Source organism: Neisseria sp. P0021.S007, from assembly GCF_051956855.1.
Map to the genome: position 1 here is coordinate 1 of NZ_JBQCXA010000356.1, position 788 is coordinate 788.

At 48.0% G+C, this 788-nt stretch carries 1 protein-coding gene; it reads right to left on the minus strand.

Translation table 11 applies throughout. The annotated features are described in order from the left end of the window. Positions 1-20: 20 nt before the first annotated feature. The coding region (locus ACTHUR_RS13325) for a ShlB/FhaC/HecB family hemolysin secretion/activation protein (protein WP_440399003.1) at positions 21-788 on the minus strand (768 nt) is incomplete at its 5' end.

A 788-nucleotide genomic window follows, 5' to 3' on the forward strand; every position in this document is an offset into this window, starting at 1 on the left:
GGCTATATATTTACCTAACTTTAAAATGGAATGCGCAAAGAAACGGTCACATGATCCTGTATTTCACTGTTTGATTGGTTGGGCATGCGCGCAAAACCTTTGCCATAGTCGGCAGAAAGTTGCCATTTATCCGCCTTGCCCAAATTCAAACCTGCAACCACACCCATGGCGCGTTGCGAACCTTCGTTATTGTTTTTGGCAACGCCGATGTCTGCACCCAGATAAGGCTCGATATAGATGCCGTGAGGCGTATTGCGGCGGAAATAAACGGTATTGCTTAACAGGACTGCGCTGTTTGCGCTCAAAGAAGTTGAACGGAAACCGCGTACATTTTGATGACCGACGACGTCCATTTCTTTGGTGGCAAACAAATCATGAGGGCTATATTGGGCATCGATTTGGTGATGGTTGCGCACGATCCATTTACCCAATGGGCGGTTTTGAATCAAATTGCTTTGCAAGGATACAGAGGTATAGCGCTTGTCGAACGGCGTATGTTCGGTATTTTTCGCAAACCCTTGTTCCACGCCGATATTGTTGAGCCAAATACCGTTTGGCAGGATGGTTGTATGCGACAGGCCGACTTGTGCCGAATAGATTTCCGGGCTTTGCAGTTCCAGTTTGCTGTCGGCAAATTTTGCAGTCTGTTTCACATAATCGATGCCGGCATAGGCGGAGGTAATGTGTTTTTGACTGCGTGAAAATACGCGGTCCGCTTTGATTCCTGCCGCTTTGGATTTGGAGCGGTAGGCATAGCGCGTTACGCTGGGCGTTAAGATGCTTTGCGA